This is a genomic window from Leptonema illini DSM 21528, assembly GCF_000243335.1.
Lineage (GTDB): Bacteria > Spirochaetota > Leptospiria > Leptospirales > Leptonemataceae > Leptonema > Leptonema illini.
In genome coordinates, this window is the sequence record NZ_JH597773.1 from 678453 (window position 1) to 704439 (window position 25987).

At 55.0% G+C, this 25987-nt stretch carries 24 protein-coding genes; 9 read left to right on the forward strand and 15 right to left on the reverse strand.

Annotated elements, in window-relative coordinates:
* Positions 1-52: 52 nt before the first annotated feature.
* The 5 genes from hisC to LEPIL_RS03090 form a co-directional block, all read right to left on the reverse strand.
* On the reverse strand, positions 53-1129 hold the full coding sequence (gene hisC, locus LEPIL_RS03065) for a histidinol-phosphate transaminase (protein WP_002769828.1): 1077 nt from the start codon (positions 1127-1129) through the stop codon (positions 53-55).
* A gap of 177 nt (positions 1130-1306) precedes the next feature.
* Complete coding sequence (locus LEPIL_RS03070; protein WP_002769832.1) at positions 1307-2083, reverse strand: enoyl-CoA hydratase/isomerase family protein; 777 nt, start codon at positions 2081-2083, stop codon at positions 1307-1309.
* Between the two features lie 880 nt (positions 2084-2963).
* The gene (locus LEPIL_RS21520; protein ID WP_002769834.1) at positions 2964-5114 is read right to left on the reverse strand and encodes a sensor domain-containing protein; all 2151 of its coding nucleotides are present in this window, start codon (positions 5112-5114) and stop codon (positions 2964-2966) included.
* 223 nt (positions 5115-5337) lie between these two features.
* Positions 5338-6885: a PEGA domain-containing protein gene (locus tag LEPIL_RS03085; protein WP_040918235.1), complete on the reverse strand. Its 1548-nt coding sequence runs from the start codon at positions 6883-6885 to the stop codon at positions 5338-5340.
* A gap of 115 nt (positions 6886-7000) precedes the next feature.
* Complete coding sequence (locus LEPIL_RS03090) at positions 7001-9748, reverse strand: chromosome segregation SMC family protein (protein WP_002769839.1); 2748 nt, start codon at positions 9746-9748, stop codon at positions 7001-7003.
* Positions 9749-10128: 380 nt separating this feature from the next.
* Here LEPIL_RS03090 and LEPIL_RS03095 point away from each other — a divergent pair, with 380 nt between their 5' ends.
* Positions 10129-11949 carry a motility associated factor glycosyltransferase family protein gene (locus LEPIL_RS03095; RefSeq protein WP_040918239.1) on the forward strand — a complete coding sequence of 607 codons (1821 nt, stop codon included), beginning with the start codon at positions 10129-10131 and terminating at the stop codon, positions 11947-11949.
* On the opposite strand, the gene LEPIL_RS03100 is transcribed toward LEPIL_RS03095, so the two are convergent.
* From LEPIL_RS03100 to LEPIL_RS03140, 9 genes are all read right to left on the reverse strand, one after another.
* Entirely contained in the window at positions 11938-12894 is a 957-nt protein-coding gene (locus LEPIL_RS03100) for an Lcl C-terminal domain-containing protein (protein ID WP_179117353.1), read from the reverse strand. The genes LEPIL_RS03095 and LEPIL_RS03100 overlap by 12 nt on opposite strands.
* Before the next feature lie 228 nt (positions 12895-13122).
* Positions 13123-13725 carry a Holliday junction branch migration protein RuvA gene (ruvA, locus tag LEPIL_RS03105; RefSeq protein WP_002769845.1) on the reverse strand — a complete coding sequence of 201 codons (603 nt, stop codon included), beginning with the start codon at positions 13723-13725 and terminating at the stop codon, positions 13123-13125.
* Positions 13722-14198, reverse strand: coding sequence for a crossover junction endodeoxyribonuclease RuvC (locus LEPIL_RS03110; RefSeq protein WP_002769847.1), 477 nt, complete (start codon positions 14196-14198; stop codon positions 13722-13724). Before LEPIL_RS03110 ends, ruvA begins: the two co-directional genes overlap by 4 nt.
* Before the next feature lie 12 nt (positions 14199-14210).
* A complete protein-coding gene (locus LEPIL_RS03115) occupies positions 14211-14963 on the reverse strand; it encodes a YebC/PmpR family DNA-binding transcriptional regulator (protein WP_002769849.1) in 753 nt (250 codons plus the stop codon).
* A 124-nt stretch (positions 14964-15087) separates the two neighbouring features.
* Complete coding sequence (locus LEPIL_RS03120) at positions 15088-15714, reverse strand: L-threonylcarbamoyladenylate synthase (RefSeq protein ID WP_002769851.1); 627 nt, start codon at positions 15712-15714, stop codon at positions 15088-15090.
* A 16-nt stretch (positions 15715-15730) separates the two neighbouring features.
* A complete protein-coding gene (locus tag LEPIL_RS03125; RefSeq protein WP_040918241.1) occupies positions 15731-16441 on the reverse strand; it encodes a hypothetical protein in 711 nt (236 codons plus the stop codon).
* Positions 16428-17162, reverse strand: coding sequence for a hypothetical protein (locus tag LEPIL_RS03130; protein WP_040918242.1), 735 nt, complete (start codon positions 17160-17162; stop codon positions 16428-16430). The genes LEPIL_RS03125 and LEPIL_RS03130 overlap by 14 nt, the downstream gene beginning before the upstream one ends.
* A gap of 6 nt (positions 17163-17168) precedes the next feature.
* A complete protein-coding gene (locus LEPIL_RS03135) occupies positions 17169-18233 on the reverse strand; it encodes a CHAT domain-containing protein (RefSeq protein ID WP_040918244.1) in 1065 nt (354 codons plus the stop codon).
* Between the two features lie 6 nt (positions 18234-18239).
* Entirely contained in the window at positions 18240-18968 is a 729-nt protein-coding gene (locus LEPIL_RS03140; protein WP_002769855.1) for a pyridoxine 5'-phosphate synthase, read from the reverse strand.
* A 133-nt stretch (positions 18969-19101) separates the two neighbouring features.
* Here LEPIL_RS03140 and LEPIL_RS03145 point away from each other — a divergent pair, with 133 nt between their 5' ends.
* The 8 genes from LEPIL_RS03145 to LEPIL_RS03180 all read left to right on the forward strand — a co-directional run bounded on the left by LEPIL_RS03145 (position 19102) and on the right by LEPIL_RS03180 (position 25222).
* The gene (locus LEPIL_RS03145; RefSeq protein WP_002769857.1) at positions 19102-19392 is read left to right on the forward strand and encodes an acylphosphatase; all 291 of its coding nucleotides are present in this window, start codon (positions 19102-19104) and stop codon (positions 19390-19392) included.
* A gap of 30 nt (positions 19393-19422) precedes the next feature.
* Positions 19423-19869, forward strand: coding sequence for a methylglyoxal synthase (locus tag LEPIL_RS03150; RefSeq protein WP_040918246.1), 447 nt, complete (start codon positions 19423-19425; stop codon positions 19867-19869).
* Positions 19869-20855 carry a sigma-54 interaction domain-containing protein gene (locus LEPIL_RS03155; RefSeq protein ID WP_002769861.1) on the forward strand — a complete coding sequence of 329 codons (987 nt, stop codon included), beginning with the start codon at positions 19869-19871 and terminating at the stop codon, positions 20853-20855. The genes LEPIL_RS03150 and LEPIL_RS03155 overlap by 1 nt, the downstream gene beginning before the upstream one ends.
* On the forward strand, positions 20848-22047 hold the full coding sequence (locus tag LEPIL_RS03160; protein WP_002769863.1) for a sigma-54 interaction domain-containing protein: 1200 nt from the start codon (positions 20848-20850) through the stop codon (positions 22045-22047). The genes LEPIL_RS03155 and LEPIL_RS03160 overlap by 8 nt, the downstream gene beginning before the upstream one ends.
* 104 nt (positions 22048-22151) lie before the next feature.
* Positions 22152-22559: a ketosteroid isomerase-related protein gene (locus tag LEPIL_RS03165; protein WP_002769865.1), complete on the forward strand. Its 408-nt coding sequence runs from the start codon at positions 22152-22154 to the stop codon at positions 22557-22559.
* Positions 22556-23155 (forward strand): hypothetical protein, encoded by a 600-nt coding sequence (locus tag LEPIL_RS03170; RefSeq protein ID WP_002769867.1) that lies wholly within the window; start codon positions 22556-22558, stop codon positions 23153-23155. The genes LEPIL_RS03165 and LEPIL_RS03170 overlap by 4 nt, the downstream gene beginning before the upstream one ends.
* Positions 23155-24024: a carbon-nitrogen hydrolase family protein gene (locus tag LEPIL_RS03175; RefSeq protein WP_002769869.1), complete on the forward strand. Its 870-nt coding sequence runs from the start codon at positions 23155-23157 to the stop codon at positions 24022-24024. The genes LEPIL_RS03170 and LEPIL_RS03175 overlap by 1 nt, the downstream gene beginning before the upstream one ends.
* Positions 24025-24448: 424 nt before the next feature.
* Complete coding sequence (locus LEPIL_RS03180; RefSeq protein WP_002769871.1) at positions 24449-25222, forward strand: tetratricopeptide repeat protein; 774 nt, start codon at positions 24449-24451, stop codon at positions 25220-25222.
* Positions 25223-25302: 80 nt separating this feature from the next.
* Here LEPIL_RS03180 and LEPIL_RS03185 read toward each other — a convergent pair whose 3' ends face one another.
* Positions 25303-25983, reverse strand: coding sequence for an HAD family hydrolase (locus LEPIL_RS03185; RefSeq protein ID WP_002769873.1), 681 nt, complete (start codon positions 25981-25983; stop codon positions 25303-25305).
* Between the last annotated feature and the right edge of the window lie 4 nt (positions 25984-25987).

The window sequence follows — 25987 nt, forward strand, 5'->3', positions numbered from 1 at the left end:
GAGATAGCCGGCGGCATCTGCGGCTAACTCCATAAAGACGCGCAGCCGCCGATCAGAACCGCGACAGACGTACGCCTTCGGCCAGCAGATCGGCGACGCGACGCATGCTTTCGCCTGTGCCGATGGAGATGCGCACAAAACGTTTGATACGCTCCGCCGAGAAATGACGCACGAGAATGTTATGATCGAGCAGGTAGTCGTACACGGCTCTGCCCTCCCCTGACGGAGGAGCGGCAAAGACGAAGTTCGCCTTCGACGGCAGAACGTCAAAGCCCATATTCGTTAGCGACTGCATGAAGACATCGCGCACCCGACAGATCTCGGCTGTATGCTCTTCGATAACGGGAAGATGTTTCAGAGCGGCCAGAGCGGCTGCCTGGGCGAGCGCAGAAAGGTTATACGAATCGCGCAGCTTGTCGATCTCGCGAATCAGATCGGGATGAGCGATCAACCATCCGATGCGCATACCGGCCAGGCTGTAGGCCTTCGAGAAGGTGCTGCATACCATGAGATGGGCGATACGGCCGGCGTCGCGCATCACGCTCTCCGTTCCAAAGGCGGTGTAGGCCTCATCGACGAGAACGGGGCGGTTCCAGCGGTCTGCAAAATCGAGCAGATCGCTCCGGCTAACCTCCATCCCCGTCGGAGCGTTTGGATTCGTGATCACGGCCAGCTTCGCACTCGACAGAAGCATCGAATCAAGATCGGCCGTCCAGTCCTCTTTCAGCGGAATACGTTGCAGGGACGTCTGAAACATCTCAGCGAGCACGGGATAAAGCGAGTAAGAAGGATCAAGAACGACCGCTTCGTCGTCGGGGCCGAGAAAGATCTGAAACAGCAATCGCAGAATCTCATCCGACCCGTTACCTATGAATACGGATTCGGCTCCGCAACCATACAGATCGCCGATACGCTCTCGCAAAGCCGATGAATCGGGGCTCGGATACAGATGCAGCCGGTTGCGATGCAGTTCCGCTTCGAGGTCGGCTAATGCAGCCGGAGGAAGAGGAAACGGGTTTTCGTTCGTATTGAGCTTGAGGATCTGCCTGTCGTTCAGCTGCAAACCCGGCACATAGCCTGTCATCGCGCGCACATGGGGCACGACAAAATCTCGAATATCCGGAGCCATGAGCCGTCTTCTCTCAGCCCCGGATACGATCTATCGAATTTTCAGGGAATCGACAGATGCGAGAAAACCAGGAATACTACCACAGAGGACCGGAGGACACAGAGTGAATGAGAAATGCAGAAGAGCTAATCTCTCTCTTCTCAGTGCGCCCTGAGTCCTCCGAGGTTTATCTCCTCCTCAGTCGAACTTCGGACGCTTGCCTGCCTTCAGGGCGGCAAAGGCTCCCTGGCATTCCGGCAGCACCATCAGCTTCTCGATCTCGTCCAGATCCTGCTCGATCAGTCGCTCGAAGTGATCCCGTGGAATCCAGTGAGCGGCGTTCTTCTTGAGAGAAAGCAACGACGTGCGCGGAAGCCCGGCGATCTTTTTCGCCATCGCCTCGGCCTTCTTAACCGTCGTCTCGTCGTCCTCGCAGATCTCGTCGACGATGTTGTAGCGCAGGCATTCCTCGGCCTTGAAAAGGTTACCCGTAAGCACGGTTTGAAGAACGTTCTGGTAGCCGATTTTGCGGGAGAGGATCTCAAGGCCCGAAGACGGAACCGTCATAGCGAGATTCACTTCCGTAAAACCGATCCGAGCCTTCTTCATGCTCATGAATCGAAAATCGCTGTAGGCGGCGATGAAGGCGCCTCCTCCGGCTGCGTATCCGGTAATGAGCGAAATCGTCGGAAGCGGAAAAAAGAACTGATCGGCGCCCATAACAAGAAGGGCCTTGAAGCTTGCTCTGATCTTATCTTTTGGAGCTCCAAGAAAAACGTCAGGATTGAAGCCGTTTGAGAAGAATCCCTCTTTTGCGGAGCGGATGACCATCACACGAGCCTCGGATTTTTCGACCTCGTTCATGGCATTGCGAAACGAGGTAAGAAAGCGATCGTCGATCGTATTCTTGTCGTCGCCGTCCATGATGAGGTTTGCAATACGTCCGTCGTATTGCAGTCGGATTGGATCGGACATGATTCTCTCCCGAAACATTGATTTATCTGTCAATTTTTCGGGCCCTGCCGAAGAAAGAAACTCGAAAAAGAAGGCGGAAACCGGGTGAACCGCTGAGGACGCGGAGGAGATAGAGGGAACCTCTGAGAGCTCAGAGAGCGCGGAGAAAGCCAGAAGAGGGTGAACCACGGAGGAGATCATGAGGGGCGTTACGTGATGATAGCGCCTCATCGCTTCTGGCAGCAAAATGTGAATGCAGGATTCGGGAAAATCCTTGTTCCGCGAAAAGCGCGAAAGACGCAAACCTCGAATACTGGAATGGAACGACCAACCTATACAGCTATAAGCAAAGCGAGAAGAATGCAGCGGTTTCAATCCATGCTCCTGGCCTTCTTTCGCGCTTTTCGCGTATTTCGCGGTCAAAAAACTCTTCCTCTTCTCTCTTCCCCCGTGCCTCCGTGGTCATTTTTTTCTTCTCTTCGCCGGGCGCAGAGAAAGCCGAAGAGAGTGAACCACGGAGGCATGAACGGGCTTTGCGTAAGAATCACGTCTCATCGCTTCGGTTAGATGGGCGAATATGTGGAGAAGGAAAACCGTTTGACCGCGAAAAGCGCGAAAGACGCGAACCTCGATTATTGGAATTGAATGGTCATCCGGTGCAGGCAACAAGTGAACCGCTATATTACAGTGAGCTCAATCCATGCTCCTGGTTTTCTTTCGCGCCTTTCGCGTATTTCGCGATCAAGAAACTCTCCCTCTTCTCTCTGTGTTCTCGGCGACCTCTGTGGTTATTTCTTCTTCTCTTCGCCGCGAGAAAGCCAGAAAAGTGTTAACCACGAAGAACACCGAGGGCACGAAGGAAATCATAAGAGGGCGGCGAAATATTAACGTCTCATTGCTTCTACACAACAAGCTCGCCAAGCGGAGCCGGCTGGCCTGTGAGGTAACCCTGCACGCTACGGCATCCGTTTTCGATCAGGAAGTTCATCTGCTCCGTCGTCTCAACGCCTTCGGCGACCGTTTCAAGTTCCAGCGTGGAGGCGATGTCAAGCGCCAGACGCACGATCTCTCGTGATTTGCGATTCTCGCCGATACGTCCGATGAAACTGCGGTCGATCTTGATCATGTCGACGGGCAGTTGCATGAGATAGTTGAGAGAGGAGTGCCCGGTGCCAAAATCATCGAGGGCGATGCGGAATCCCATCTCTTTCAGAGCCTGCAGCTTGCGACAGGACTCTTCAAAGAACTGAACGGCTGCCGTTTCGGTGATCTCAAGCACGATGCGGCTTGGGTCGATCTTGCGCGCCTCGACGCGTTCTCTGATAAACTCAAGAAAGGCGGGGTTATGCAGAAGCTTGCCCGAAACGTTGACAGAGACCTCCGGAATCGCGCTACCGGTCGCCCGTAGATCTTCGCTGACGCGTTCAAAAACAAACTCCGTTAGCCGCTGAATCATGCCTGCCTTTTCAGCAGATGGAATAAAGCGAGAGGGAGAGATCCATCCGCGCTCCGGGTGATTCCATCGCAGAAGCGCCTCCATACCAAGCACCCTGCGCGAGAGCGGATCGACCTGCGGCTGATAGTGAACCTGCATATTTACGAAACGATTCTGTATCTCGGTCTGTAGAAGGGCCTGGATTTCAAGAGAATATATTACCTCACGGTCCAGCTCGTAGTTAAAGAGGGCGAAGGCCGACCCTTCCATCTGCTTCGCTCTGTACATCGCCTGATCGGCCTGACGTATCAGGTCCGGAGGATCTTTCGCGTCGGCCGGATAGCAGCTGACGCCGATACTTGCCTGCAAGAAGACCTCGACTTCCTCAACGGGGAACGGCGCCTCAAAGGCCTGGACGATGCGCTGACAGACGACCTGAATATCCGATATATTCTCGAAGTTTTCTACAAGTATCAGGAACTCATCGCCGCCAAGCCTTGAGACCGTATCTTCGGGACGCAGCGCCTGCCGCAATCGAGAGGCTGCTTCGTGGATGAGCTCGTCGCCTGCCCGATGACCGAAGGTATCGTTGATCAGCTTGAATCGGTCGAGATCGATAAAAAGCACGGCCAGCGACGTCTGCTCCCGCTGCGCATGACGCAGGGCCGTTCGCAGACGATCATAGAAAAGGTTCCGGTTCGGCAGGCCGGTTAACGTATCATAATAGGCCATATCGGTAAGCATGGTCTCGGCCTGTCGGCGTCTGAAATATTCGCCAAGCTGAGAACCGACATCGGTTAAAGCAGCCAGGGTTTCCGCATCCTGCGCTTCGGGCGCCGCTTTATACACGAGGATGATGCCGTCCAGACCGCGTCCCGAGGCCATGACCGGGCAGGCAAGAGCTGCTTCAAACGGTCGACTATCGGGAAGAACCCACGAAAAAAGCGGGTTATTCTGCAGGTTCGTGAAAAACGTGCTACGACGGCGATGCTCGACCACGGCGACAAATCCACGGCCTGCCGGCGTCTTCGCAGCTATCATATTTGCATCTACGTCGTCGACGGACCACCGATGCGTTCTCTCATACTCGTCGGGCTTCTTAGCCCAGTATTCGACGATGCAGGCGCCCATGTGCCTGCCGATCGCATGCAATACGGGCAGAAGCCCATCCGGCGACCATGTACCAAGAAGAAGCTCCGAAATCTCAAAGCGCATACGTAGCAAACGTTCCGCCTTGCGGCGCCAGGTAACATCGCGTCCGGTCGATACGAAATGCGTTACCTGTCCTTCTGCGTCGATGATGGGCGTGATGATCTTTTCTTCAAAGTAGAAGGTGCCGTCTTTCTTTCGGTTGATAACCTCTCCATGATACGTCTGACCTATCGAAATGGTTTGCCACAAATTTGAATAGTAGTCGGAATCATGGTAACGTGAACGCAGAATGGACGGAGTCCGTCCCCTTACCTCTTCGACTGCGTAGCCCGTAATCTTTTCAAAAGATCGATTCACATACTGGATACTGCCCGAAGAATCTGTGATGACGACGATATCGTCGGTGTCGTCAAGCACAGCTTGCAGAAGCCTCGGGTCGACGTTGGTTGCGCGAAGATGATCCATATGGGCTCCTCTAAGAATCCGTGTTGAGGCGGGTTCTTTCTCTATCTGCTTCCCCGGCTGCGACAGCCTGCTCTTCCTGAGTTTGCAGCAGCATTCGATCCAGACTGATCGATAAGCTGGTTCGCTTTATGTAAGGCCCGCTGACGGAGCCTCTACAATAAGACGCTTAAATAGCTAAATTTTCTCAACTTTTCGCGGCAACGAAATAAATCAGGAATCATTCTCAGAATGTCCAGCGGATTCCAGCTCCGTAGACGGCTTCCATCGTACCTGGTGTACCGAAAAGCACCGGCTCAGGGCGTGCCTCGATCTCTCCGAAAGGGCGATCGTCATGCTTCAGGGAGCGATAGAGATAGTAGGCGGCGCCGAAAAGCGAGATCGCTCCCAGGCCGGCCAGAACCCTTCCGCTTCGCTCCCATTTCAGCGCCCTGAGGCGAGCATCCTCAAAGGTCTGATACTGGATCAGGCCATAAGAGGGATCTGGATAGAAATACGGAAGCCACGGTGATCGTATGGAATCGCGGATCTCGTTGGCCCGCACATTCGTATACGCCCATCCCATACCGAAGGCGACGCTCTGCAAAAAAAGCCCCAGCGACATATCGTCGTAGGTCCAGTCCTGGATGGCGTAACCGGGATCTGTATAGTATTCAACCGTATCGCCCGGCTTGAGCTGCGCCACGACATCGACCGGGGTTTCGTCTTTCAGCTCGACGCCGTAAAAGCCGTCGATATAGCCCTTCGCAGAAACCCTCACCCTGTGCACGCCAGGCGCAAGATCGACGCGACGCAGCGGCGTTTTGCCGAGGTATTCATGGTTCAAGTAAACATCGGCGCCGTCGGGTACCGACACGACCGATAGAATGGAGCGACCACGATACGTGTTGCACGGCGCCTGAACGTTGACGCTGTCGCCTGGCTTCCATTCCTGCCGATAGATGTTACAGCCATCCTGCTCGACGCGAACGTCGATCTTTGCGCCGGGCACGCGAACCTCAACAGGCGTCTTGCCCGCATAGGCGCCGTTTAAAAAGACAAAGCCCTGTCGGGCGCTGCGGATGCGCAGCCGATGCGGATTTGCAGCGCGTATCTTTTCATCAAGCGCACGTGCCGGCGTGCTGAAATCGGTGCCTTCGTAGGGGTTATCGGCGCGTAACGTGAACGTGTGCGACCAGAGAACGTCTTTCTTCTCAAACGAACGCAGATATAGCCTGACGATGATTTTCTCGGGCCTCTTCTCTTCGAGAAGCTTCTTCCATTGAGCGGGCAACTCTCTGCCCTCGAACTGCTTGCGCAGCTCGGCAGTGATACGAATGCGGCGGCCCTGTGCATCGACGTATTCAGGATCGGGCACAGGCTCATACTCCACCGTTCCGTAGACGAACCATTCCGCGCCGTAGCGTACGGCCGTCTCGGCCGGATCAGCGCTCTGCAGCTCCGCCTCTTTCGCCGGTATCAGCGATAGCTCAGCCGGAATGCCGCGCTGCTTTTCACGCAATGCCGCCGATCGAAAATCAAGAAGAGATGCCGTTAAAAGAACCGGCCCGCTCTGCTGCTGCGGCTCAGCTACAGGCCCTGCCGGTGTAAGCGAACGCTCCGTAAGCGCCGGGCCTTCGATTAAAAAATTCGTGCGAATGCCCGAGAAGATCAACGTCGGAATACCGTAGGATAAATAATCCAGCTCCTTTTCGCCCGTCTGATTCTTCAACGGAATAAAAAGCAGCTTTCGCGTGCGACGCTCTGAAGTCAGATGCCTTGCATCATCGGGCACAGGCTCCGCCTGAAGAATAACCGGAGAGAATAATAGGAAAAGCGCGGTAGCGAGAAGCCCGCCGCACGTTGACCTCGTTAACAATGCCATCATGTAAGACCGAGATGCTCTCGCCTCAAAGAGCCGCACGGTCCTCCATCCTTACCGATACGATTTTCGAAACGCCTGCCTCTTCCTGGGTAACGCCGAAGATCGCATTGGATTTCGACATCGTCAGCTTGTTATGCGTGATGATGATGAACTGCGATCGTGACGAAAAGCCCGAGAGCATCTTCAAAAAGCGCTGCACGTTCTGATCGTCAAGCGGAGCGTCGATCTCGTCAAGAAGACAGAACGGCGACGGACGTACAAGATAAGTCGCAAACATGAGGGCGATGGCCGTCATGTTCTGCTCTCCACCCGACAGAAGAGATAGCGATGAGTTCTTTTTACCGGGAGGCTGCACCATGATCTGAATGCCGCAGTTCAGGGCGTTCTCGGGCTCGGTCAGAGTCAGCGTCGCCTTCCCGCCGCCGAACAGGCTCTGAAAGACGCCGACGAAGTTATTCTGAATCCGTTCAAAGACGTCGAGAAAGATCGCCTTCGATTTCTCGTCGATCTTCTCGATAATATCGCGGATGTTCTTCTCGGAATCTTCGATATCCTTCTTCTGCTTGAGAAGCTCTTCAAGCGCGATCTTACTGCGTTCGAACTCTTCGATGGCAAGGGCGTTGAACTGACCGAGTGCCTGGATCTCGGCCTTGATGCGCCGGAACTCGGATTCTTCGTCTTCTATTCGCAGACGCTTCTTCTCGCATTTCTCGTAAAGCTCGCCCGGACTGAACTGAAAATCGTTATACAGCTCTTCTTCAAGAGACATCAGGGCGACTCTGATATTCTCTTCAGCCCGCTCGCGCGACGAGATTTCGGGGATCAGACGATCGATGCTTTCGCGCTCTTTACCGGCCTGCTTGCGCAGATCAAGGATTTGATCGCGAAGGCGTGAGACGTTCTTCTGCATGCCGAGCAGATTCTTGTTCAGTTCGGCCGACGATTTCTTGAGATTCTTCGCGTCTTCGCGAAGCTTCCCCTTCTGCTCTTCAAGAGCCTGTAGCTGTCGGATGGCATCCTGCTCTTCTTCGGTCAGATACTTCAGTCGATCCAGAGAGCCGTCAATCTGAGCCTGGATGCTATCGCGCGCCTCGGCCGAACTGTTCTTGCGGGCGCGGAAATCACGCAGGTTCAGCTCCATCTCCATGCGTCGCTGCTTCTCTCGCTCAATTAGAAGAAGCAGCTCTTTGCGTTTCTCGTTCAAGGAACGTATCTCGATCTGGCTTTTCTCGCGACGCTCATCAAGCTCTTTCATGCGTCGATCGATCTCGTCCTTGCGCGAAAGCAGACCGGTTTCGCCAAAAAAAAGATCGCGGAACTCTCCTTCGATACGCTGATATTCGTCAAATTCAGAAAGCACGTCAGAAAGGCGGATCTTCGCAAGCAGCTTCGTCGCCGCGGTCGCATCGCCGGCGTTCAATTTCGCAAGGGCATCGTCGGCCAGGCCGGCCTTTGTCTGTAGCTGCGAGCGAATCGACTCGCCCACCTTGCGTCGTTTCTGCTCGCCTTCGCGCAGATCTTTCTGCCGATTCTCGATGCTGACGATGAGGTCTTCTGTTATAGAACGCAGCTCTTCAAGAAGGGACTTCTGCTCGCGATCCAACCCTTCGATTTGCTGAACCAGCTCTTCTTCTCTTACAAGAGTAAGACGGTATTTCTCTTCATGCCCCTGCAGCGCCTCGCTGCTCTTGCCGATGGCCACCTGAATCGTATCGATCTCCTGACCGAGATCGAGAACAAGCTGCAACGACTCCTGAAGCTTCTTCTCGATGGAGGCATGAAACTTCTTCTCGCCCTTAAAGCGATCGCGAATCTGTTCGAGCTTTCCCCGGCGGTCTTCGATATGCGTGTCGATTTCAGTCAGACGTTGAACCAGGGATTCGATCTGACCGATGGACTGATGATACTCGCGATCGAGATTCTGCATCGATTCCAGGTCGGCCTGATTGCGTTTCTCGAGTTCTTCGGCCTCAAGCTCGCGTGCGGTGATCTGTTCGAAGATCTGGTTCTTCTTTTCAAGAAGCTCGCGCAGCTTCTCAGCCGCCTTCTTTTCTTTCTCTTTGAGATCGACATGCTTCAGGTAACGCAGGTTCACGTCATGTAAATCGAGGCGCTCTTTCAGCTTCAGATACTCGCGCGTCTTACGGGCCTGTTTATCAAGATGCGATAGTTCCTTTTCTTTCTCGCGCAGGATGTCGTTCAGACGCAGCATGTTCTGCCGCGTATCTTCGAGCTTCTTCTGCGTTTCCATCTTCTCGGCCTTGAAGCGCGAGATGCCGGCCGCCTCGTCGAAAAGCGATCGACGTTCTTCGGGCGATGCCTTGAGAATCTCAGACATCCGACCCTGCTCCATGATCGAATAGGCCGTCTTACCGATGCCCGTATCCATGAGCATCTGATCGATCTCCCGGCGCGTCGCCCGCTTGCCGTTCAGGATGTATTCGCTGGGTGAACCCGGATAGATGCGACGACCGATCGCCACCTCGTCCATATCAAGCGGCAGGCCGCGATCGACGTTATCAAAGATGATTTCCACTTCGGCCATACCGGCCGGCTTGCGCGTCTCTGCTCCGAGAAAGATCACGTCTTCCATGCTTTTGCCGCGCAGAGCCCTGCCGGACTTTTCGCCCAGCACCCAGCGCACCGCATCGACGATATTCGACTTGCCGCATCCGTTCGGACCGACGATGGCCGTCATACCGTCTTGAGGACTGACAACGGTTTCGTCGGCAAAAGACTTGAAGCCGACCATTCTGATCTTTTTAACACGCATTGTTCAAGGAAGCCCGTATCATCGATTTCATTCGTATGGAATCTTTTCTTTTCTATTTCTTTTGATAGCGTACCCGCTTTTCGGCGGGCCGCCATTGCAACAGCCAATCACGATATGGCCATTCCGTGAGTTTTCACCGACCTGGATCAGGCTCGACTGAGCGGGCGAGCCGTCAAGCTCAGAAGCCCGACCAATCGACCAATTCGACCGCTCATCATTTCTTCCTCAGCACGCATTTTTTTCTTCCGTATCACGAATATGTCCCGTATTATGTCACATATCTGGGACATAAAGTCGCCGAAGCGTTCCCGGTTTCTTTCGGAGTCTTTTCGAGCCTTATTCTTTATAGAAGCCACTGTTGAGATAGCCGAAATAGAAAAATGGATACTGCAAGCATACTGAAGCGAAAGCCTTATTTGCATTCCCTTTTCGCAGGGGCAGGGACTTTTTACCGCTTTGAGACGGCACGAAGCGGCGAACGATTCGTCGTCGGATCGCGCCCGCTTGCCTCTCGCTTTGCTCCAGGCGATGAGGCGTCGCGGATGCTTGCCGCTTACAGGCCGCAGCGCATCCTTGTAGTTTCCGGAGCCGGCAATCCGCTTGTGATCGAACGATTGCTACGGCTCAGATCAGAGACGCAAATCTGCATTCTTATCGATCACAGACAGGAGCTTCTGCGGTTCCTGGTTAACGAAGATGCCGCTGTTCGCGAATTCGCCGCCACGCCGAACTGTCATATCTTTTCGCCTTCCATGCTCGACTCTCTGTGGAGTTACCTGGCCGGCCTGCCGGTGGACGGGTTTCGCGGCGTAACCATGATCCGTCATCCGGGCAGCATGTCTGACGACCCTTCTTTCTATAGAGAAGTCGAAGGTCGGATTCACGGATTTCTGAAATCAGGGTTAAGCGACCTTCTTACAAGATTTGAATTCGAATCGCTGTGGCTGCGCAACACGCTTCTCAATCTGCGCTTCCTGCCGCCGCACGATTCCGTTCGGGAGCAATCGCCCACGCCGCAATCCGGCTCATCCCCGGAACGATCGACTCAGCTTCCCGCATCGCCCGCTCTGCTTGCGCACTGGCAGGGCTGCTGGAAGGGTCCGGCTCTGCTTGTCGGCGCCGGGCCGTCGCTGCGCGAATCCCTGCCGCTTATCAAGGCGCTCGCACCGCACTGTCTGATTGTCGCCTGTGATACCGCTCTCAAGCCTCTTCTGCGTAGCGGCATCCGTCCGCAGATCGTTCATGTGCTCGATGCCCAGCCGCATACACTGCTTCATCTGCGCGGCGAAGATTTAACCGATACCGTAATCTTTGCCGATCTTGTCGTTCATCCTCATCTGCCCGAGAAGCTGCGTGCTCCGTTTGTCTTCTCGACGACGGCGAAATATTACTTCGACGCAGCGGGGCGCTCCGTGCAGCTACAGACGCCGGGGGCCGCTCTTGCGCAGATGCAATGTGGAGAGATCGGTTCATTACAGTCCGGCGGTTCGGTGGCCACGTCGGCCTTTGATATGCTGCGTTTCTTAGAGGCGTCGGCGATTCTTCTCATCGGAACGGACATGGCGTGGACGCATCGCCAGCTGCACTGCGTGAGCACGCATCATTACGAGAAATGGGCCGGTACGCAGCATCGCCTGCAGAGCCTCGAGCATATCAATGAATCTCTGATGCAGCGACGGCAGCTGCAACCCGTCGAATCGGTGAACGGAGGCAGCACTTCAGGCGACCATGTTCTTGATCTCTACCGTCACTGGTTTGAAGAGAGCATCGGCAATCTGCCCGATCTTCCTGTATGGAATCTCACGGCAGACGGCGCTCTTATTAACGGGGCCTATCGTCCGGCCGCGCTGGATTCGCAGTCCGTGCTTGCAGAGTTGCGAGATCGACGACTGCTTTACAACGGCTCCGCTCAGCGTATATTTGCCGAAGCTCCGCCCGTAACCGAAAGACGCTCTGACATTCTGAATGCCTTCGCCCGCGACCTCGCTGAGTTCTTTTCAACAGAGCCTACCGACGAGACCCTATCAGAGTTCTTCGATCGTTATCCAGATGCCCTGGCCCTGCGCAAGAAGGCCGACTCATATATAAAACGCAATGCCGATCGGTTAACAAAGGAGCGCCGACAGGCCGTCATGCAGAAATATGTCGGCCGGGAGGTGCGACGACTGCGACGCTGGATGTACGGTAGATCAGGGGCCTGAGACGCAACGGACGGCGGCCGTGCCCGTCTTTCCCGAATCAGAGTAGCTTCCACCTGTATCAAAATTGATGGCCAGGGCGTTCAGCATGGATGAAGGGCTCGTCGTAGAAGACCAGAAAATGCCCGAGGTATTCGGGAAAGCCGACGCGTCAATCGCCGGAAACTCAGCCAATCGCAGTAGGGTCTCTAACTCCTGGATTGCCGGCAGGCGCCACCGACGACCGTCTTTGTTCAGGTTGTGGCAGTATTGTAAAGCGGAGGTCCAGTCCACAGCAGAAGGCGTGCCTGTACAGGCCTCTGTTTCATTCTGCCCTGCCGCACAGCGCGTGAAGACAAGTCCCGTATCGGCATCGCGAACTACACCTCCCGCTATTACAGCGAAGTTACCCGGATTGATAGAGGCGCCACTTACACAACGAATAGAATAGCCCGTACCGGACGTATAACTCATACCATAGTTGAAATCAAGGTACAGTGCCATTCCACCGGTCGTGCTCTCAGACCAAACTGGAACGGCTGCTCCGCCTGGAAAGGCTACCGTATCATAGTACGGTGGGGCCATTACATGAATCACCAGCGTTTTCAGATCGCGAATTGTCGGCACATGCCAGTCTGTCAATCCGCCAAACTGCCGGCTATTCAATGCGCTGCAATAACTCCGAGCAGTGGCAAGATCCGTTCCAACAGCGGGGCCGACACATGTCGATGTATTATCGGGACTGCCTCCGGTGCCCAGCAGGCAGCTCGTCCAGATCAATCCTGTTCCGTAGTCGATCGTAACCAGATCGCCGTTTGATTTCTGAATGGGAGCGCTGATAGACCGCGGCTTTGGTACTCCGACATAATCGGCATCCTGACCTGGATAAAGAGCGTTCTGGCAGGATACAGCGCTGCCCGTATCATAGCACTGGTTCTGCCCGGAATCAACGACGCGTCCCTGAGTCATCGCTCCGAATAAAAAGCCGATTCTCTCCAGGTCTTTCGAGAAATCAGCTTCTGCGCTGCAACCTGCGAGTAGAGAGAGGAGCGTCAGCATAACGGAAAAAGAGCGCATACTTACTGGGACGGCCTGCTCGGAAAGAATGGCGTTTTTTTTCCACGAGAGCCTTCGAAATTGTTAAGATAGCGTCTCAAGAGCAATTAGAAAGGCAGCCATAATGGTAGCCAGCTCCTCCTACAGGTGCCGCAACGCCAGACGGATGAGCTCCGATGCAGAAGCTCCGGGAGCCTCAGAGCGAGCAAGCAGAAGCGCCTTCTGCACCTGCGCCTCTTTATAGCCGAGCTGGACTAACGCCTGCTCGGCAAGCTCCGTCTCTTCGTCGGCGGCCGGCTTTTTCGTTTTCTGCTCTTCGGAGTCGAGAAGCTTGCGAAAGCGCTCTTTCTTCTGGTTTACCTCGAAGACAAGGCTTTCGGCCGTCTTCTTGCCGACGCGGGGGATGCGCGAAAGGGCGGCTGCATCGCCGCGCTCACAGAGATCAAGAAGGCCGCTCAGATCAAGATGTGAGAGCACCGAAAGGGCAAGCACGCTGCCGAATCCCTTCAGCGAAAGGATGGCGCCGAAAAGCTCTCGCTGCGAGGGCTGAAGAAATCCGTATAACCTTTGCTCTTCGGACGTGAAAAGATGATAGATATGCAGAAAGTGCTCGGCATCTTTTTTCTGCTGTAAGAATTCAAAAACATTCAGCGGAACGTTAACCTCATATTCGACGGAGCCGGCCAGCAGATAGACGCGTGACGCTCCGAAACGCTGCACCACTCCGCGAAGGCCCGATATCATGCGATCACTCCGGGCAGCGCCGAACCGGCTATGGCGCAGGCGATGGCATCGACCACGTCATCGGGACGAATCGGTTCTTTGATATCAAGCAGGCGCTCGACCATGATGCGAACGTCTTCTTTGGAGGCCTTTCCGCTTCCTGTTACGGCAAGCTTTACCTGCGCCGCCGTCGGCTCGATCACCTCGCATCCCGTAAAGCCGGCGGCGGCAAGCACGACGCCCCGAGCCTGAAAGACGCCCTCCGCCGTCGTCATGCTCTTGCCGGGATGAAAACGTTCGAGCACCATACGCTTCGGCATGAGACGCGAAGAGACGGCCATGAGCTGGTCGAATATGCGGTAGAGTCTTTTCGATAGCGGATCTTTACCCGACGTCTCGATCAATCCGTATTCAAGCAGGGTTAACGATCCCTTCGTATCGATGACGGCCCAGCCCGTCCGCCCGTAACCGGGGTCCACTCCAAGAATACGCATCTTGATACTCTCTTACGAGAGCGCCTCCATGATCTCGTCGCTCATCTGCATGTTATGATATACGGCCTGAACGTCGTCATGGTCTTCGAGCAGCTCAAGCAGCTTCATCGTCTTCGAGGCCTGTTCGGCGTCCACAGGCACCTCTGTGCCGTCAAGAGGCAGATACTTGATGCCCGACTCCTGAATCTCAAGGCCTGCCTTAACAAGGGCCTCGTTCACCGAGGCGAAATCGGCGGGAGCGGTCAGAACTTCAAAGCCGTCTTCGTCGACGCGCACGTCTTCAGCGCCGGATTCTATGGCAAGCTCCATAAGGCGGTCTTCATCGACGGCCTTTTTCTCGATGAGGATCTGTCCCTTCTGCATGAAAAGACGGGTGACGGCGTTCGATTCGGCAAGCGAGCCTCCGAAGCGATTGAGCATACTTTTGATTTCGGGCGTGGTGCGGCTCTTCTTATCGGTCATGGCCTCGACGATGACGCCGACTCCGCCCGGCGCATAGATCTCATAAAAGACGTCTTCGTAGGTAAGGCCTTCAAGTTCACCAGCGCCTTTCTTGACCGCACGCTCTATCGTATCGGTCGTCATGTTTGCCGATCGCGCCTTCGTCATGGCGATGCGCAGACGTGGATTGGCGTCAGGGTCTGAGCCGCCCAGCCTGGCGGAGACCATCAGCTCCTTCGAGAGTTTGGTAAAGATGCGTCCGCGGCGACGGTCCGCTCCGTCCTTACGATGTTTGATATTCGCCCACTTCGAATGTCCGGCCATGTGCCCCTCGACTGTAAAGAAATGCGTCTCAGAGCCGGCCGGCGTCGGGGACCGGATCTGAACCGTAAAGAAACAGATCGGTAACGGGCATCTATCTGGCAAATGCTTTTCAGCCGGAACGCTCTCAATCCTCGTCAGCGAGATAATCGAGGTCGTCGATGGGGCCGATGCCGGAGCGGATGAGCTTGAACTGATCGCCCTGCCCGTCAAGGATCGTCGTGTATTCGTTCTTGCGCGGACCGGCATCAAGCACGGCCTCAACCTGATAGCCGTAGATATCTTCAAGGGTTTCGGGCGAGGTGACGAAGGCCTCGACCTCACGCACGGACGTCGATACAAGCGGCACATCAAGCTGCTTCATCAACTCGATATGCAGAGGATGATCGACGATACGAATGCCCACCTCTTTGCGCTTGCCCATGCCGCGGCGATCCATGTCTTTGCTTGCCGGCAGAATAAACGTATAAGGGCCGGGCGTATGTTGCTTCATGAAGCGAAAAACGTAGTCGGGGATGTTCTTCGTAAAAAGGCCGGCCATCGAGATATCACGACAGAGAAGCGAAAGCGGCTGTTTCTCTGACATATCCTTGATGCGATACAGCGACGATATGGCCTTCGGATGCTCCAGATGGCAGATGAAGGCGTATACGGTATCGGTCGGAACGATATAGATCGCTCCGCGCGAAAGGCCGTCCAGCACCTTCTGGATCGTCCGCTTTTCCGGATTCACCGGATGACAGGGAAGGATCACGATTGCTCCTCTTCGGTTACATCGTGCTTGATCGGCCGACGGCGTCAATCGCTTCTGCAGCCATTCTCGCGGCAGTCGGACGATCCTCTTCGCGAAAAAGGACGGGAATAAGATCATCCACCGTCGGCTTCGAATGGCCCGGAATCTCGAACGACGTAGGCCCGCAATCCTGACAGAGACGCAGCCGGACCAGACGCTCCATCAGCGCCGGAGCCGCCTTGAGGACGCTTGCCGTGTCGCCGATGGCCTCGACTAAACGATAGAACATCGCATCGCCGATGATGCGCGTATACACCAGAGCGTCGCCCTCAGCGATATGCAGCGCCATCGTTTGCCAGCCTTTACTGCCATGCCTTTCGGCCTCTTCTTTATTAGCCTCTTTCTCTTTCGCACGACAGTCATACGACTGACATATCGTAGTCCCATAAAACGACGCATTCTGACTGTTCGGACGGCCGGTGCGTAGCGGATGAATCAGGCAGCCGGCACGCCCCTCTTCGATCCATCCGACGAAAGGACAGACATAGACCGTCGCATCATAACGTTCCAGCGATGCCTCGATCTCTTCTCGGGCAGAACGATAGGCGACAAGCGAGGCATGATCGGCCCTCCCTGCATCGGGACATTGAGAGGTGCGCTCCGATAAAAGATCGCGCAGCTGTTCTGCGCGCAATCGCAGGTTCAGCGTTCCGCAACAGGCGACGCAGGAGCTTTCATTCTGACACATCGACATGCATTTCAAGCTCAAACAAGGAGGATTTCAGCATCCCCTCTTCAAAAGAAAATCCGTCTGACAGATCGATCAACATCTTTCGTGAAGGAACATAAACACAGAGATGATGAGCGAAGGATTCGAGCTCTTTCTCAAGCGACGAAACCCTTGCATACGCGGGAAGAATGCGAATCGTCGACGTCTTCTGCCCGCGAAAGAGGATGGCCGGCCAGGCCGGGCCCGTATTCTGAAAGTACTCCACCCGCCCGAGAAGCGACAGGTCGACGAAAAGGTTTTCCAGTAGATATTGAAATGTGATGAGATAGGAGAGCTGCTCGGCCTGGTTATCCGCAGTATCGCTCGACTCAAAGAAGCGAATGATTTCGATCATCTTCACGATGTTGTCGCGATGAAGCAGAAGCGGCTGCACAAGCCCCGGCAGACGGCCTTCAAGATTCAGGACGTGCAGACGACGGGCGAAGCGATGGATATGAGCGGCGCAGCTTTCATAGTTACCGTCCTTCCACTGTGGCTGCTCTCCTTTCAACGCAAGCTTGCGATACAGACCAAAAAGAAGTCCGCCGGTGAAAGACATCATCCAGAGGAAGCTGCTGCGCAACAGCTTGAAGGCAGACGGATCGGGAATACCCGTCTGTTCCTGCGCCTCTACAAAACGAGCATAATGCAGGGCGACGGGAAGCGGATAATCCTCAAGAACCCGTCGAACGTTGAGCACGCTTCGCTATGCATCAAAGCTGCGACGTGCCGGATACCGAAACAGACGTTGCCCGGGATTTCCGTGCAGCGAATAAGCGGCCCACGTAAGGTCGCAAGTGCGATTCCTTTTACGGGCCTTCTGCCGCGCTTCGAAAAGCGCCTCACCGACGGAGCGCTCAAGAAAGATGTTGCGGTAGAATTCAAGGGCGAACTCGATCACCTCTTCGGTATCGGCGATATCCCACGACGTGCCGATATAACCCGAAACCCCGGAACGCAGAAAAGCTGAGGCCATTCGATTCGCTTCGTCCAGCGAATACGATCCGAAGCTCGAGCAGCTGTTGGCAAAGACGAAATTCGGAGCGCTGCGCAATTGCTCGATCTCGCTCGATCGCAGGATCTTGCCGCCATGCAGCAGCCATCCCGTTTCGCCCTCTTCGTCACGGCCCGTATGCCCGGCATAATGAACGATATCGGCTCCCTGCATCTCTTCGAGCAGCGCAAGCCTTCCTATCCGCCTGCCCGATAAGAAACGAATGTCGATCAGGTCAGAGCTGATCTCGGCATTCAGCGTCTCGTAGAGCATCTGCCCTTCGCGGGCCGCCGAAGGAAGGTCGTTCGTCGGATCAGCGACGATAAGAATACGAAGTCGGTTTCGATCCTGCCGGCTACCATCCCGGTAAGAATAGGCGCCGGCAATATTACGCCCTATGATAAAGCGGTCGGCAAGAAACGATACGCCGTCATGCAGCAGCTCCCACGGAATATGGCCAAGGGCCTGATCGACATGCAAGAAAAGCACGCCGCCCTCTGACCGGCGCAGAATGTCGCGAATGCGCTCGGGAAAGAACTGCCTGAATACGATCTCGCCCGCTCTGAAAAGATGACCGGTCAGATCGCCCTCTTCACGATCGTCATCGATGCTGCCCGAGAGCAAAGCCACACGACGCACGACGCTTAAAAAGTCGTCGATCAGATCATCCTGAACGCGGGTCTGTAGATGCGCCTCTCGTCCCGGTGTTCTTCCCGAGAACAGGTTGAAGACGTTACGATCGCCGACGCGATCGATGATGAGATTGAACGCATCCATAGCGGGTTAATCGGGCGCCTGCGCTCTTACGAGATCGGCCATCTCGCGAATGGCTCGCTCCAGTCCGACAAAGACGGAGCGACTAACGATGCCATGACCGATCGAGAATTCCTGGAGGCCTTTTATGGCGGCCAGCGGTCGTATGTTCTGATAGTGAAGGCCGTGCCCGGCGTTCATCTGAAGGCCGAGAGAGACTCCGTACGTGACGGCGAGCTCGATACGGTTCAGCTCTTCGCCATGCCTGCGCTCATCGAAAAGCTCGGCGTATCGCCCCGTATGCAATTCGACGGAGTCGGCGCCAAGAGCGCGCGCCTGCTCGATCTGATCACGCTCCGGCTCAAGGAATAAACAGGCCCGTATTCCCTCTGACTTCAAAGCGTCAACTACGGGTTTCAACGTGGAGGCCGATCGAATGGCGTCGATGCCGCCTTCGGTGGTGATTTCGAGACGATGCTCGGGCACAAGCGTTACCGTACGGGGACGTTGCTTGAGGGCGATACGCAGCATCTCTTCGGTAGGGGCCATCTCCAGGGTTACAGGCAGAAGGCTGACCTCAGAGATCAGTTCAAGATCTCGATCCTGAATATGGCGGCGGTCTTCGCGCAGATGAAGGGTGATGCCGTCCGCTCCGGCGATCTCGCAGATTCCGGCTGCCGTCGTTAACGATGGATAGGCCGTTCCTCGGGCCTGACGCAGGGTTGCAATATGATCAAGATTTACGGATAAGGCTCGCATCGCATCCTCTGTAACGGCAGCTTTTCAGGGAACGATTCTTTTTTTTCATCGCTGCAAGGCAATCCATTCCGCTCCTTGCATGTCATGGAAATAAATGGCTGACAGCCGCTTTTCCTGGAATTGATCTGACATCATGGACTCCGCTTCGCCGCAGATCTCTTCGCTACGCATCGTTGTACACGGCAGAGTGCAGGGCGTCGGATTCCGGCAATTCACGGCCGGGAAGGCCCGTCAGTATCGCATACGTGGGCAGGTGCGAAACATGCCCGACGGCACGGTGGAGTGTATCGCTCTGGCCGACGAGGCGACGATGAAACGTTTTCTCGCCGATCTACAAAAGGGGCCTCTTTTTTCGAGAGTGGATCGTGTGATAACTGAAAAGATACAGGCAACGGAGGTCCCTGACTTTCGCATAGTGTATTAGGAGATATTCTTGAACGATATTCGAACCACCATGCGCGACAGAAAGCGAATCGCTCTTGTCGCCCATGATCACAGAAAAGAGACTCTGCTTGAATGGGTGGAGTTTAACAGCGGCTCTCTCTCACGACATCTGCTCTATGCTACCGGAACGACCGGTCGCCTGATCGAAGAACGCACCGGCCTGCCCGTGCAGCGACTGGAAAGCGGTCCGCTTGGCGGCGATCAGCAAATCGGCGCCATGATCGCCGAGGGCAAGCTCGACTTCCTCTTCTTTTTCTGGGATCCTCTCATGACGCAGCCACATGATCCCGATGTGAAGGCGCTTCTTCGTCTTGCCGTCGTCTGGAATATTCCGGTCGCGATGAACCGCTCTTCGGCCGACTTCATGATCTCGTCGCATCTGATGCGCGACGAATATGATCGACTCGTTCCCGACTACCACAGCTACCGACAGCGTAAGATCGAAAGCGATTCCTGATGACGGAGCAGAACGAGCAGGATCCGCAACGACTGAGCAGTCGGTCCGGCGCCACATTCGTCTTTCGCGAAGACGGACCGATGGCGCGCATCCTCGACAGAGTAGAAAGGTACGCTCCGCTCGAACATCCCGTACTCATCACAGGAGAAACGGGCACCGGCAAAGAACAGGTGGCCCGGCTTCTGCACGCTCATTCCAGAAGACCGGGTCGCCTCGTCTCGGTTAACCTGAGCGCTATTCCGCACGATCTGATCGAAAACGAACTTTTCGGGCATACGCGCGGCGCCTTCACCGGAGCCGACGCGACGACGGTCGGCTATGTGGAGCGCGCCGGCGAAGGAACGCTATTTCTCGACGAGATCGGCGAAATCCCCCTGCCCTATCAGGTGAAGCTTCTGCGCCTCATCCAGGAAGGCGAGTTCGAGAAGGTCGGATCACAGCGCACGCAGAAAAGCACGGCCCGCTTCGTCTTCGCCACAAATCGAAACCTGGAGGACGAGGTTCGCCGTAAGAACTTCAGGACCGACCTTTACTATCGTATCAGCTCGTTCACCCTGCATGTGCCGTCGCTTCGCGAACGCAAAGACGACATCCCGCTGCTCATCGATCATTTTCTGTGGTTTGCCTGTTCGGCGGCCGGACGGCCTCTGATGAAGATCAGCTCCGCTGCTCTGGAACGCTTATTAAAATACGACTGGCCCGGCAACGTTCGGGAACTGGAGAACATCATCTACAGGCTTGTGGCGCTCGTCGATGGAAACATAATTTTGCCCGAGCATCTTCCCGATATCTTTCGCGACGATCTGTTTATTTCGAAGCAGAAGGAGCTTGACTTTCACAAACGTCGCGCGAAAGAAATCGAGCGAGAACTCTTTCAGATGGCGATGATACGATCGGGCGGGAATATCAAGCAAGCGGCGCAGTTACTCGGCATTTCGCGAACGACGCTTCAGTACCGAATGCAGAAGGCGGCGGACGATGATTGAAGAGGCGTTTGAGAAGCTCTTTCGCAACGGCTGGATCTCCAGGCGACAGTATCGCATCCTCAACGGCGAGCAATCTCGCTTTCATTCCGTAAAAGACGTCCTCGACTTCATCGAAGAACGGCAATGGACCGACGGCGCCGACCATGACGAGATACACGCCATCCTGCGACACAGCGCTCCGCCGCGAGACTTTCACCTGCTGCGCGGCTCGCTCAATCCGCGCATGGAGTCCATCTACAATACGGCGAAGAAGATGGCCGAGGTCGACACGACGCTTCTCATTCTTGGCGAATCGGGCGTCGGCAAATCCCGCCTTGCCCGCATGATTCACGAACGCAGCAAGCGCAAGAGTCATCCGTTTATTACGGTTTCTTGCGGAAGCATCCCCGAGACACTGCTTGAATCGGAGCTTTTCGGCGTCGAGAAAGGAGCCTTCACCGGAGCGCATCGTTCTCGCGAGGGCAAGTTCTTTCTGGCCAATCAGGGAACGATCTTTCTCGACGAAGTGGCCGAACTGCCGCTCTCATTGCAGGTGAAGCTGCTTCGCGTAATTCAGGAGAAGATGATCGAGCCGCTCGGCTCGGGCCAGGAGATCATGGTCGACGTGCGCATCATCGCCGCCACCAATCGCAACATCGAAGACGACGTGAAGAAAGGGCTTTTTCGCGAGGACCTTTACTTTCGCCTGAACGTCGTTCCTCTGACGCTTCTTGCGCTTCGCGAAAGACGCGAAGATATCGAAAACCTGACGCGCTACTTTCTCGATCAGTTTCAGAAGAAATACGGCCGACCTTTTGAGATCCACGATCCCATCCTCTGGAATATCCTCAACGAATACGATTGGCCGGGCAACGTGCGTGAGCTCGAGAACACCATCGAACGTCTGTGCGTGCTTGCCGAAGGCAGCCGTCTGCGTTATGAGGACCTGCCCGATCGCATTCTTGAACGCTTCCAGAAAATGATCGCCCATCAGGAATCGACGCTGCCGTTAACCGAACGTCGCCTGCGACAGGAGACGACCGGATATCCGACGCTGGAAGATATGGAGCGCGATCATATTATTCGCACTCTCGTATATACGGGCGGCAAACTCATCGAGGCCGCCGAGCTGATGGGCATCCATCGCAACACGCTTCGCCAGAAGATCGAGCGCTACGGCATCGACCTCACCCATCTTTCGATACAGAGATAACGGCGTCGAATCGTCCTGCTTACTTTCATGCCGGCGGATCTCCGTTCTCGAACGTCCTGACTGAATTTCAGTTGCCGCTATGAGCGGAATTACTATGGTGAATCATGCCAGAGACAGCCAGAGAACTCATCAACCGCTACTACAGGGCTTTCAACGACGGTAATATGACCGTATTTCTCGATCTGTTAACCGCCGACGTCGTCCATGACATCAATGAAGGCGGGCGAGAAACGGGCAGAGAGGCATTCGCCGTTTTTATGGAACGCATGAACCGTCATTACAGAGAAAGGCTTACCGATATCGTCGTCTTTGCCAGTGCAGACGGGCGTCGAGCCGCCGCCGAGTTTATCGTGAACGGAGAGTATCTGGCTTCAGACGAAGGCCTGCCCGAGGCAAAGGGCCAGCGCTACACGCTTCCCGCCGGAGCCTTCTTCGAAATACGGGACGGAAAGATCGCCCGTGTAACGAACTACTACAACTTACAGAACTGGATCAAGCAGGTCAGCCAGTGACGATCACAATCAAGCATGTAATCGGGCCCGAGCTGGCCCCGTATATCGAAGATCTGGCGCGACTGCGTATTCACGTCTTTCGTGATTTCCCGTATCTCTATGACGGCACGATCGCCTACGAAGAAAGGTATCTGAACACCTATCTGCAATCGCCAGACAGCGTCGTCATACTGGCCCTTGACGGAGAAAAGGTTGTCGGAGCTTCGACGGGCCTGCCTATGGCCGACGAAACGCCGGATTTCCAGGCTCCGTTCTTGCAGAGTTCGTTTGATGTGAACCGCATCTTTTACTGCGGAGAATCCGTTCTTCTCAAAGATTATAGAGGCCGCGGCATTTATAAAGAATTCTTCAGCGGCCGAGAAGACCATGCGCTTGCGCTGCGATTCACCTATTGCACCTTCTGCGCCGTCGAGAGGCCTGAGGATCATCCGCTGCGGCCTGCGGACTATGCTCCGCTTGACGAGATCTGGCGACGCTTCGGTTACGAAAGACACGACGAAATCCGCACACAGTATCGCTGGAAGGATATCGATAACGATGCCGAAACCGAAAAACCGATGGTCTTCTGGATGAAGCGCATCGGAGGCTTTGCCTGATGCGAATCGCTTCGGCCTCGTACGATATCGGCTTCTTTGCCGGAGCCTCTTTCTCTGACTATGAAGCGAAGATCCGGCGCTGGATCACGTCGGCGACGGGGGCGCAGCTTCTACTCTTTCCCGAGTATTTCAGCATGGAGCTTGCCTCGCTTTTCACACCGGACGTTTACGGATCGTTATTTAGGCAGCTGGCCGCCATGCAGGATCTGCTGCCCGACTTCAAAAGCCTTTTTCAGAAAGTGGCGGACGATCAGGGAGTCGTGATCGTCGCCGGCTCTTTTCCAGTCGCCGTAACGCCGACCGACTATCGCAACCGCTCCTTTCTGTTTCGTCCGGGTGCGGCGCCGGATTTTCAGGATAAGCTGCTGATGACGCGCTTTGAAAAAGAAGAGTGGAAGATCTCGCCCGGGCATGACATTCGCATCTTCAATACGGATCTCGGAAAAATCGCCATCAACATCTGCTATGACAGCGAATTCCCGATCATTGCTCGCAGGCAGGTCGAGGCCGGCGCCGATCTGATCCTTGTGCCAAGCTGCACCGATACCAGGGCCGGCTATCATCGCGTGCGCATCGGATGCCAGGCGCGGGCCCTTGAGAATCAGTGTTTTGTCGCACAGTCCTGTACGGTTGGCGAGGCGTCCTGGTCGCCGGCCGTCGATCTGAATACGGGCGCTGCAGCGATATTCACGCCCGTCGACCGTGGCTTTCCCGATAACGGAGTTCTTGCAATGGGTGCGCTGAACGAGCCGGGATGGGTTTTTGCCGACGTCGATCTGAATGATATCGATCGAGTGCGAAAGGAAGGACAGGTCTTCAATTATCGAGACTGGCCCGATCAATTCCGGGCTACAGGGCCTGTGGAGTAGCATCCCGTGGTGTGGCTCCGCCTATCGTGACTGCCGGTCGTGGCGGAAAACCGAATAAACCACTGAGGACACGGAGAGAATCAAAGGTCAGGCAAGACAATCAGGAGGAATTTACCGCAGAGGCCGCTGAGGGCTCAGAGAGAACATCATAGAAGGGATGACACCTTATTATTATGCAGGGCCCCTCAAGATTTCCTCCGTGTCGCCGTGGTTCACCTTCTTCCTGGCTATTCTATGTTGATAAAGAGAAGAAGAAATACCCACGGAGGCACTAAAGGTCGGTTATCTCTAACCCCTCACTCCCTCCTTTCTCCGCGTCCTCCGGTTTCCTCTGTGGTTAGATTCTGGTTTTTCAGCCTGTTTTTTTTCTTCAAAGCTTTCTGCAAGCGGCCGAAATTGAGAGCAGCCGCAAGAGGTGTGAACCATGCAGAACAGCGAACTTATTGAACGCACCTGGGAACTCTACTCCCAGCAGAAATTCCAGGAGATCGTTTCGGTCGCCGACGGACTGAACGATACGAGCCTCGCCGAGATTCAACATCTGGCCCTGATGGAACTCGGGCAGCATCGGGATTTCACACCGACGGGCGATGGCATGTTCGGCGAGCTCTATCGCGCCATGCACTCCTATCATAAACGCAACTTTGAAACGGCATCACGGGGCCTTGGCGGATGGATTCTCAACCGCGGATACTACGGCCAGTGGCTGCTTGATCGTTTTGTGGAGTCCTGCCGTCGCTCCTCTCAGTTTGATCTGCTTTTCAAAGTGGCCAGTCGTCTGATCCAGACGAATAAAAGCCCGCGAGTGGCCGAGGCCGTATTCCTTGCACTCTATCATCTCGGAAAATACGAAGATGCTCTGAAAATCTTCGACACGTATCGCGAACATTTCTCAGACGGTTCGCTGATGCAATATGCAGGCGAATGTCTCATGAAGCTGCAGCGCTATGATGAGGCCGAGCGCTTCTTTCTCGCTCTTTTCAAGAAGATGAGCGGAAGGGATTATCAGGATAACTACGAAGAGGTTCGGGATCGTTACGTAAAGGCGATGCCTGGCTTGAAGGCCCTCGAAAAGAAACAGGGGTTGAGCGAAGGGGAATGGATGGAAATAGGAATGGGGTATCTTTTCTCCGGTGATTACGCCCGGGCACTCGATATCTTTCAAAAGATTAAAAAGTCCAAACAGAAGGCCGCCTGAGCGGCCTTTTTTTTATCCGGAGCATAGCACGCCGATCAAGCATACCCACATGTAGCGGCTTTTCCTCTCCAGAACCTGAGTTAATTTACGCCAAGCAGCGTTAACAGTTCAGAAAAAGATTCAATGGTAGCGACGGCGCCTTCATGCTCGTCGGCGCTTCCATGGTGTCCGTAAAGGGTCGCCACAAAGGCCACATCGTTCGCCTTACCTGCATCACGATCCGTCGTGCGGTCCCCGACGATGATACACTGCTCTGGCTTCAGCCCGTAGTCCTGAAGCGTACAGGCGACAAGCTCGTTTTTGTTAAAGATGCGAACGTTGTCAATGGCAGGCACGGCCTCGAAAAGGTGATCGATTCCGGCCGCTTTCAGAATGGCATCGACGTAAGCCTTGCGTCCGTTTGATGCCGAAAAGATACGAAATCCCGCATCATGCAGCCTCTTCAGCGTATCGGCGACGCCGTCGTAATGAACGCCCTGACCTTCTTCGATGCGTTTTACAAGATCATCGAGGATCTGTGCGGCTATTTCGTCACGATCGCTCTCAGCCAGCTCAGGCAGAAGATTCTGAAAGATCTTCTTCACGGGCTGCCCGATCTGAGCCATGATAGCAGGCAGATCGGGCAGCGTTTCGGGCCTGCCATGACGTTTGCGAAAATCGACCATCGCCTCATGATAGACGTCAAGCAGCATATCTTCGCTTGAGAAGAGTGTTCCGTCGATGTCGAGAAGAACGGCCTGAATGCCGCGAAGAACTGTCATTGAT